General features: G+C 64.8%; 6 protein-coding genes. 2 read left to right on the top strand and 4 right to left on the bottom strand.

Annotation, left to right across the window (positions count from 1 at the left end; translation table 11 throughout):
* Together rsxB and AB7E35_RS14225 are read right to left on the bottom strand one after the other, a co-directional pair.
* Positions 1 to 726: an electron transport complex subunit RsxB gene (rsxB, locus tag AB7E35_RS14230; RefSeq protein WP_428162464.1), complete on the bottom strand. Its 726-nt coding sequence runs from the start codon at positions 724 to 726 to the stop codon at positions 1 to 3.
* Between the two features lie 10 nt (positions 727 to 736).
* Positions 737 to 2,056: a polyhydroxyalkanoate depolymerase gene (locus tag AB7E35_RS14225; protein ID WP_428162463.1), complete on the bottom strand. Its 1,320-nt coding sequence runs from the start codon at positions 2,054 to 2,056 to the stop codon at positions 737 to 739.
* A gap of 495 nt (positions 2,057 to 2,551) precedes the next feature.
* On the opposite strand from AB7E35_RS14225, the gene AB7E35_RS14220 reads away from it, so the two are divergent.
* Positions 2,552 to 5,323 carry a bifunctional diguanylate cyclase/phosphodiesterase gene (locus AB7E35_RS14220; protein WP_428167788.1) on the top strand — a complete coding sequence of 924 codons (2,772 nt, stop codon included), beginning with the start codon at positions 2,552 to 2,554 and terminating at the stop codon, positions 5,321 to 5,323.
* On the opposite strand, the gene dusA is transcribed toward AB7E35_RS14220, so the two are convergent.
* On the bottom strand, positions 5,310 to 6,332 hold the full coding sequence (gene dusA, locus AB7E35_RS14215) for a tRNA dihydrouridine(20/20a) synthase DusA (protein ID WP_428167787.1): 1,023 nt from the start codon (positions 6,330 to 6,332) through the stop codon (positions 5,310 to 5,312). The genes AB7E35_RS14220 and dusA overlap by 14 nt on opposite strands.
* A gap of 179 nt (positions 6,333 to 6,511) precedes the next feature.
* Positions 6,512 to 7,147, bottom strand: a complete 636-nt coding sequence (locus AB7E35_RS14210) for a GntR family transcriptional regulator (protein WP_428162460.1) — start codon at positions 7,145 to 7,147, stop codon at positions 6,512 to 6,514.
* Positions 7,148 to 7,268: 121 nt separating this feature from the next.
* Between AB7E35_RS14210 and scpA the strand changes: the two genes are divergently transcribed.
* Positions 7,269 to 9,301, top strand: a 2,033-nt coding sequence (gene scpA / locus AB7E35_RS14205) for a methylmalonyl-CoA mutase (protein WP_428167786.1), incomplete at its 3' end; no start/stop codon positions are given.

Below are 9,301 nucleotides of genomic sequence, written 5' to 3'. Positions count from 1 at the left end.
TTAGCCGGCGTCTGCGGCTCGTTGCGCCCGAGCGCGCGCCAGTGCGGCTGCAATCGTGGCGCGCTTGGCATCCGGCGGAGCGCCAGCCGAGTCCGAGCCAGCCTGAGTGGCGGCACGAGCGCCAGTCGCCGCCGACTCTCCCTGGGCCGCCATGCCGGCATGCATCAACACAGCCTGGGTCTCCAGTTGCTCGCGCTGCAGACGCTCTTGCCGCGCCAGGTGGCGCGAGCGTGCCTGCTCTGCCTGCTGGGTTGACCAGGCGGCCCAGCCCGTCGCCTGTCCACTGGCGTTTTGCATGCGAATGCAGTCCACCGGGCACACAGGCAAACACAGCTCGCAGCCCGTGCAGTGCGGGGCAATCACCGTGTGCATGCGCTTGTTCATGCCCAGGATCGCATCTGTGGGGCAGGCTTGCAGGCACAACGTGCAGCCGATGCACCAGTCCTCGTCGATCACGGCAACCGCGCGCGGCGCTTCCTGGCCATGCGCGGCGGACAGCGGTAGCTCGGGACGGCCGGTAATAGCCGCCAGGCGCGCTACGCCCTGGGCTCCGCCGGGTGGGCACTGATTGATACCCGCTTCGCCGCTGGCCACTGCATGCGCATAGGCCGCACAGTCCGGGTAGCCGCAGCGCGTGCACTGGGTCTGGGGGAGCGCAGCGTTGATGCGATCGGCCAGGGCCTGCAAAGCAGCATCCGCCTGCCGCGTGGCCATGGTGGGCGTCATGGTGTGGATTTCAGGCAGCCGCAGACAGAAGCGGGGGGGCTGCCTGCGCCCCTTTGTCTGCCTGCGGGCGCTGATGGGCCAGGATGAAATCGCGCACCTGCGGGTACACCACCTCGCGCCAGCGGCGGCCGCTGAAGATACCGTAGTGGCCGGCGCCCTTGACCTCCAGGTGCACACGCTGGTCGGCGGCTATGCCAGAGCACAGACTCTGGGCGGCTTCGGTTTGGCCGCAGCCAGAGATATCGTCGAGCTCGCCTTCGATGGTCATCAGTGCCGTGCCGGTGATGTCCTGTGGGCGTACGCGCTCGGGCTTGCCTTCAGGCGACAGCACATCCCAGGTGCCGTTGACCAGGCTGTAGTCCTGGAACACGGTCTTGATGGTCTCTAGGTAGTAGTGGGCGTCCATGTCGAGGACAGCGTTGTACTCGTCATAGAACTTGCGGTGCGCTTCGGCGCTCGCGTCATCGCCCTGGATGAGATCCCTGAAGTAGTCATAGTGACTGGTAGCGTGGCGATCCGGATTCATGGCCACAAAGCCCGTGTACTGCAGGAAGCCCGGGTACACGCGGCGGCCCACGCCGGGGAACTTGCTCGGCACGGTGTAGATGACGTTGTTCTCAAACCACTCGAAGCTGCGCTGGTTGGCCAGATTGTTGACCGCAGTGGGAGAGCGGCGCGCATCAATGGGGCCGCCCATCATGGTCATGGACAGGGGAGTGCGCTCGCCACGGCTGGCCATGAGCGATACGGCAGCAAGAACAGGCACCGTGGGCTGGCACACGCTCATGACATGGCAATTGCCGTACTTGCCCTGCAGGTGGCGGATGAAGTCCTGCACATAGTTCACGTAGTCGTCAAGATGAAATTCGCCTTCGGCCAGCGGCACCAGACGTGCATTCTTCCAGTCGGTGATGTAGACCTTGTGGCTCTCGAGCATGGAGCGCACCGTATCGCGCAGCAGCGTGGCGTAGTGCCCGGACAGCGGCGCCACGATCAGCACCACCGGCTGACCCTTGAGCTTTTGCAGGGTGTCGGGATCGTCCGAGAAGCGCTTGAAGCGGCGCAACTCGCAAAAAGGCTTGTTGATTTCCACGCGCTCGTGGATGGCAATGCTCACGCCATCGACGTCCACCGTGGGGATGCCAAACTGTGGCTTTTCGTAATCCTTGCCCAGTCGATAGAGCAACTCGTAGGCGGCGGCAATGCGGTGGGCGATTTGGGTTTCACTGAACGGCAGCAGCGGGTTGCTGTAGAACTTGGCGGCCGCTTGCGCCAGGTCGGCGAACGGCTCCATCAGGGAACGCTGGGTCTCGTAGACGGTGTACAGCATGGCATCGATCCAGGGTTATGTTGCAGTGCAATATAACAGCAGTCGCCAGTTCATGCTTGCCGTGCTACTACGCACGTCGTGTCGCGTATGTGACACGATTTGATTGGTTCCAAGCAATGATTTGATAGCACCTTACACCCGAAAATTCGTGTCTGGCACCTGTTTTGAGCGATGTTCCCGCATCGGTTTTTTGAGCAGTCATGACGTGCCGGTACCGAGCATGTTCCACGCATGCCGCTTTGTGCCGCAAGTTCGCGTGACGGCCTGCGGCACTGCTGCAGGCCGCGGCAAGTCAGGAAAATCGGGTGGAATCCGGGGTTGCGCCCGGGCCGCCGTGGCAAGGGGCTCTCGAGTCCTGGCCGTGGTCGCGAAGATGTCGGGCAAGTGCAACTTGTTGATCCCCAGCCACGGCAGTGACTGCGGCATTGCCATGGCTGCAAGTGTGGAGCCTACCTATTGCCCTGAAACACGGGGCTGTGCCAACCTTGCTCATGAATGAATACTGAAGCGGCCATCCACCCGGACTTCCAGCATCGCCCGACTCTGTGGTCTGCAGGCATGATCGTTGCACCGTTGCTGGCGGGCGCATTGCTGATCGCCACCTATTTCGTCTGGAACAACGTGGAGCAGGCGCGGCACGAGCGCCGCCTGCAGACCTTTGGCGTGGCAGTTGACCGGGTGGTCTCCAATCTTTCGGATCGCATAGCCGCCTATGAACTTGTACTGCGCGGCGTCAAAGGCTACTACGAGGGATCGCACAGCATCCACCCGCAGGAATTTCGCTCCTATGTCAAGGCGCTGAATCTGCCCCAGACCCGCCCGGGCCTGCACGCTATTTCGCTGCTGGCCAACGTGCCGTGGACGGACGTGGCCGGGCATGAGGCAATCATGCGCAGTCTGGGCCTGACGGATTACCACGTGAGACCAGCGCAAGAGCGCGCTCAGCATGCGCCGGTGACCCATATCGAGCCCATGACGCTTGACAACAGTCGCAGGCTGGGCCACGACGCATTGGCGCACCCCGAGCAACGCCACGCGCTTGAGCGCGCCCGAGACTCTGGCGTCATGGCGCTGTCAGGGCCGCTGTGGCACGAGGGCGACGCGCTGAACCCCGAGGACGCGGGGCTGCTGGTCATGTACATGCCAATCTACGCCACGCATCAGCCGCCAGACACCGTCGCCCAGCGCCGCAGCACCATCGTGGGCTGGGTGGCCGCGTCGTTTCGGCTTGCGGACGTGATCCGGGGGCTGGCGCACGAGTTCGACACCGACCTGGCGTTGGCGATCCACGACGGCCCATCGGTCGCAGGCGGCGTGAGCCTGTTTGCGTCGCATGTGGACTATGCGCCGCATGCCGTCAACGGCGGTCTGGAATCCGTGCGCAGCCTGGATGTAGGCGGGCGGCGCTGGACGCTAGTGCTGTACCCGCTGCCTGCATTCGAGCAGCGCTTTGAAAGCTTTACCCATCACATGGTGGCCCTGCTGGGCGTGGCATTGAGTCTGCTGGCCAGCTGGTTTGTGGGCTGGCAGGTCAACGCACGCCGGCGCGCCATGAGCCTGGCGTACAAGATGACGCGCCAGCTGCGGCGCGCACGTGACGAGCTGGAGGGTACGCTCAACGCGGTGCCGGACTTGCTGTTCGAGGTGGATGCCAACGGCCTGGTGCACCATTACCGCTCAGCGCGCACCTATCAGGCCGGTGTGGCCGCGCCCATGTTGGTGGGCCGGGTGCTGGCCGACGTACTGCCACCGCCGGCCGCTGCCGAATGCATGGCTGCCCTGGCGGAGGCGGGAGAGCATGGCTACTCCGAGGGGCGCCAGTATTGCCTGAAGCTGCAGGGCGTCGAGCACTGGTTCGAGCTGTCTGTGGCGCGCAAGGACAGCCGCAGGCTCGCGCCTGGCGCTGCGCCGCACTTCATCGCCCTGGCGCGCGACGTGACCCGCCGCCACGAGGCCGAGACCGCAATGCACCGGCTGGCTTATTTCGATGCGCTGACGGGCCTGTTCAACCGCCGGCTGCTGATGCAGCACATGCACACGGCTTTGCTGGATGCGCGCCGCGGCGGCTGGCTGGGCGGGCTGTTCTACATTGACCTGGACAACTTCAAGCAGATCAACGACGCACGCGGCCACGGTGTGGGCGACAGCATGCTCGAGCAGGCCGCCAGCCGCCTGCGGGCGGCAGCCGACGGGCACGACACCGTGGCGCGACTGGGCGGCGACGAGTTCGTGATGCTGGTTGCGCGGCTGGGCACTGAGCCCGCCGCCGCGCGCCAGCAGGCCCTACTGCGCGCCCAGAGCCTGCGCGAGAGTCTGCAGGCGCCCTACGAAGTGGACGGCACCCGCTACGGCAGCACCGCCAGCATCGGTGTAACGCTGTTTCCCAGGGCGGCCGAGGGAGTGCATGATCTGCTGCGTGAAGCCGACACGGCGATGTTTCGCGCCAAGGAACTGGGGCGCAACCAGGTGTGCTTTTTCGAGCAGGACATGCATACGCAGGCCCAGGAGCGCCTGGCACTGGAGCAAGACCTCAAGGATGCGGTGGAACGCGACGCTCTGCAGGTCTATGCCCAGCCACAGGTCGATGCCGCGGGCCGGCCCATTGGCGCAGAGCTGCTGCTGCGCTGGAGCCATTCGCAGCGTGGCTGGGTGCCGCCACAGCAGTTCATCGCCGTGGCCGAGGCATCGGGCCTGATCGCGCGCATGGGCGCGCGCGTGATCCACCAGGCCTGCACCGCGCTGGCCCGGCTGCAGGGTCAGGGCCTTGCCCTGTCCATCTCGGTCAACGTGAGCCCGAGCCAGTTCCGGCAGGCCGATTTTGTCGATCAGGTGCGCCGCACCCTGGCCGACACCGGCGCGCCGGCCGAGCTGCTGACCCTGGAGGTCACCGAGAGCCTGCTGGTCGAAAACTGGCAGGACACGGCCAGCCGCATGCACGAACTGGTGGCGCTGGGCGTGCGGTTTTCCATCGACGACTTTGGCACCGGCTACTCCAGCCTGGCCTACCTCAAGCGGTTGCCGCTGTACGAGCTCAAGATCGACCGCAGCTTTGTGCAGGATGCGCCACTTGACGGCAACGATGCGGCCATCGTGCAGGCCATCTTGTCAGTAGCGCGCCACCTGCGTCTGCGCGTGGTGGCCGAAGGGGTGGAGACGCGCCAGCAGGCGGACTTTCTCATCGCTCACCACTGCGACGGGCTTCAGGGCTACCTGTTCGGGCGGCCGCAGCCGCTGCAGGACTGGCTGGACGGCCTCAAAACAGGCTGACCGATTCCGGCAGCGCGGCACCCGGCTTGGTGCGCGCCAGCGCCATCACCTCGCGCGCGGGCAGGTGCTTGAGGCGGTGGTCGCTCCACACCTGGCGCCAGCGGCGCGCGCCGGCAAGGCCGTTGCGCAGGCCCAGCATGTGGCGGGCCACCGCATACCAGTGGGTGCCATGGGCGGCGGCCTCGCGCTCCATGTAGGCCACCATGTCTTCTTCGACCTGCTCGCGCGTCAGCGCGTTGGGCGCGGCGCCGTAAAACAGTTCGTCCCAGCGCGCCAGCCACCAGGGGTTGTGATAAGCCTCGCGGCCCACCATCACGCCATCGACCTGCGCCAGCTGCTGCAGTACCGGCGCATCGGTCTTGAAGCCGCCGTTGATGGCAATGGTCAGGTGCGCAAAGTCGGCCTTCAGCCGCGCCGCCACGTCGTAGCGCAGCGGCGGGATCTCGCGGTTTTCCTTGGGCGACAGGCCCTTGAGCCAGGCATTGCGCGCATGCACGATGAACACGCGGCAGCCGGCATCGGCCACCGTGCCCACAAAGTCGCGCACAAAGCCGTAGTCTTCGTTGTTGTCAATGCCGATGCGGTGCTTGACGGTGACCGGCAGATCCACCACATCGACCATGGCCTTCACGCAGTCGGCCACCAGTTGCGGCTCGTTCATCAGACAGGCGCCGAATGCGCCGCGCTGTACGCGCTCGCTGGGGCAGCCGCAGTTGAGGTTGATCTCGTCGTAGCCCCACTGCGCGCCCAGACGAGCGCTGTGCGCCAGGTCGGCCGGCTCGCTGCCACCCAGTTGCAGCGCCACGGGGTGCTCGGCAGCGTCAAAGCGCAGGTGGCGCCGCACGTCGCCGTGCAACAGCGCGCCGGTGGTCACCATCTCGGTGTAGAGCAGGGCGTGGCGCGACAGCAGGCGGTGCAGGTAGCGACAGTGTTTGTCGGTCCAGTCCATCATCGGCGCAACGGACATGCGCCAAGGACTGTGCGGGGAGGGGGAGGGCGTGGCTGGCACGGGCGTCTGGATGAAGGAAAGGGCTGCGCAAGACTGCGCGAGGGGCGGTATTGTCCCAGTTTATGGAGCCGGACAGGTGCTTGCGGGATTTAAGCCATTTTGGCCTGCAGCCCTTGTTTAATGAGCGCTGGAAGCTATCAAAATGAGAGTGTCGTGGTGCATGCGACGGTTCGCCGCGGTCACGCGGCCGCCTCCAGCCCGTGCGCAAAGTGCGCCTGCATGGCGGCCACGGTGGCCTGCGGATTGCGTGCCTGCAGCGCGGCCAGCACAGCATGGTGCTCGGCCAGCGAGTCCTCGATGCGCCCCTGCTTGAGCAGCGAGTTGTGGCGGTTGAGCTTCATCACCTTGCGCAGGTCGGCCACCATCTGGCTGCGCCAGCGGTTGTCGGCCATCTCCAGCAGGCGCATGTGGATGCGCTCGTTGAGCGCAAAAAAGCGGTCGCGGTCGCCCACGGCGGCAGCCAGTTCGGCGTGCAACTGCTGCAGCTCGTCCAGCTGCTGCGGCGTGGCGCGCGCGGCCACCACGCCCGCGGCATCGCTCTCCAGCAGACTGAGCAGGTGGTACACGTCGTGCAGGTCCTTGTCGGACATCTCGGTCACATAGGCGCCGCGGCGCACCTTCATGGTGACCAGGCCCTCGGCCGCCAGCACCTTTAGCGCCTCGCGCAGCGGTGTGCGGCTGATGCCGAACTCCTCGGCAATCTTCAGTTCGTCAATCCAGCTGCCGGGCTCCAGCTCGCGCCGAAAGATGCGCTGACGCAGCTGTTCTGCGACCTGCTCGTAGAGTGCGCGGGGGGTGAGGGTGACGCCGGACATGCGCGCAATGTAGCGTAAAAAAACTAAGAATTAATAATTACAGTTCGGGTAAACTCCCGCGCACTTGCGAAAAGCAGCGTGGACAACCACCCCTTCTTGCCCTTTGCGAAAGCGTCCATCCATGAGCAGCCAACCCGATTCTCTTTTTCAGACCGCCGACTTCAACGCCTGGACCAAGGCAGCAGCCAAATCGGCCCCCGGGGGCAATCTGGACGCACTGAACTGGACGACGCCCGACGGCATCACCGTCAAGCCGCTGTACACGGCGCAGGACACCGCCGACCTGCCCTATACCAACACGCTGCCCGGCTTTGAGCCCTATCTGCGCGGCCCGCAGGCCACCATGTATGCGGTGCGCCCCTGGACCATTCGCCAGTACGCCGGTTTTTCCACGGCCGAAGAATCCAACGCCTTCTACCGCAAGGCACTGGCCGCTGGCGGGCAGGGCGTGTCCGTGGCGTTTGACCTGGCCACGCACCGGGGTTACGACAGCGACCACCCGCGCGTGACCGGCGACGTCGGCAAGGCGGGCGTTGCCATCGACAGCGTGGAGGACATGAAAATCCTGTTCGACGGCATTCCGCTGGACAAGGTGAGCGTATCCATGACCATGAACGGCGCCGTGCTGCCAGTGCTGGCGGGCTATGTGGTGGCAGCCGAAGAGCAGGGCGTTTCGCAGGACAAGCTGTCCGGGACTATCCAGAACGACATCCTCAAGGAGTTCATGGTCCGCAACACCTACATCTATCCGCCCAAGCCGTCGATGAAAATCATCGGCGACATCATCGAGTACACGAGCAAGAACATGCCCAAGTTCAACTCGATCTCGATCAGCGGCTACCACATGCAGGAAGCCGGCGCCAACCAGGCGCTGGAGCTCGCCTTCACCCTGGCCGACGGCAAAGAGTACGTGAAGACCGCCATCGCCAAGGGCATGGACGTGGATGAGTTTGCCGGCCGCCTGTCGTTTTTCTGGGCGATCGGCATGAACTTCTACCTGGAGATCGCCAAGATGCGCGCCGCGCGCCTGCTGTGGTGCCGCATCATGAAGGGCTTCAACGCCAGGAACCCCAAGAGCCTGATGCTGCGCACCCACTGCCAGACCAGCGGCTGGAGCCTGACCGAGCAAGACCCCTACAACAACGTGGTGCGCACCACCATCGAGGCCATGGCGGCGGTGTTTGGCGGCACGCAAAGCCTGCACACCAACGCGCTGGACGAAGCCATCGCGCTGCCCACCGAGTTTTCGGCGCGCATTGCGCGCAACACGCAGCTCATCATTCAAGAAGAAACCCACATCACCAACGTGATCGACCCCTGGGCGGGCAGCTACATGATGGAAAAGCTGACCCAGGACATGGCCGACGCCGCCTGGAAGATCATCGAAGAAGTCGAGGCCATGGGCGGCATGACGCAGGCGGTGGACAGCGGCTGGGCCAAGCTGAAAATCGAGGCCGCCGCCGCCGAAAAGCAGGCGCGCATCGACTCGGGCAAAGAGGTCATCGTTGGCGTCAACAAATACAAGCTGGCCAAGGAAGACCCGGTCGATATTCTGCAAATTGACAACGTCAAGGTGCGCGACGGCCAGATTGCGCGCCTGAACAATATCAAGGCCAAACGCGATACAGCGCAGGTGCAGCAAGCGCTGGATGCTCTCACTTTTGCAGCAGAAAGCGGCGATGGCAACCTGCTGGAGCTGTCCATCAATGCCGTGCGCCTGCGCGCCACGGTGGGCGAAGTGTCGGACGCGCTCGAAAAGGTGTTTGGCCGTCACCGCGCCGACACGCAAAAGGTGACCGGTGTGTACGCAGCCGCCTACGACTCCGCCGAGGGCTGGGACAAGCTCAAGGACGAAATCAACGCATTCGCCGAAGAGCAGGGCCGCCGCCCGCGCGTGATGATCGCCAAACTGGGCCAGGACGGCCACGACCGCGGCGCCAAAGTGGTGGCCACGGCCTTTGCAGATTTGGGTTTTGACGTGGACATGGGCCCGCTGTTCCAGACGCCCGAGGAATGCGCCCGCCAGGCCATCGAGAACGACGTGCACGCCGTGGGTGTTTCGACCCTGGCGGCAGGCCACAAAACGCTGGTGCCGGCCATCATCCAGTCTTTGAAAGACCAGGGCGCCGACGACATCATCGTGTTTGTCGGCGG

It is taken from the genome of Diaphorobacter sp. (assembly GCF_050251835.1).
Classification (GTDB): domain Bacteria; phylum Pseudomonadota; class Gammaproteobacteria; order Burkholderiales; family Burkholderiaceae_C; genus JBFXIE01.
This window is presented reverse-complemented; position numbering and strand designations above follow the sequence as displayed.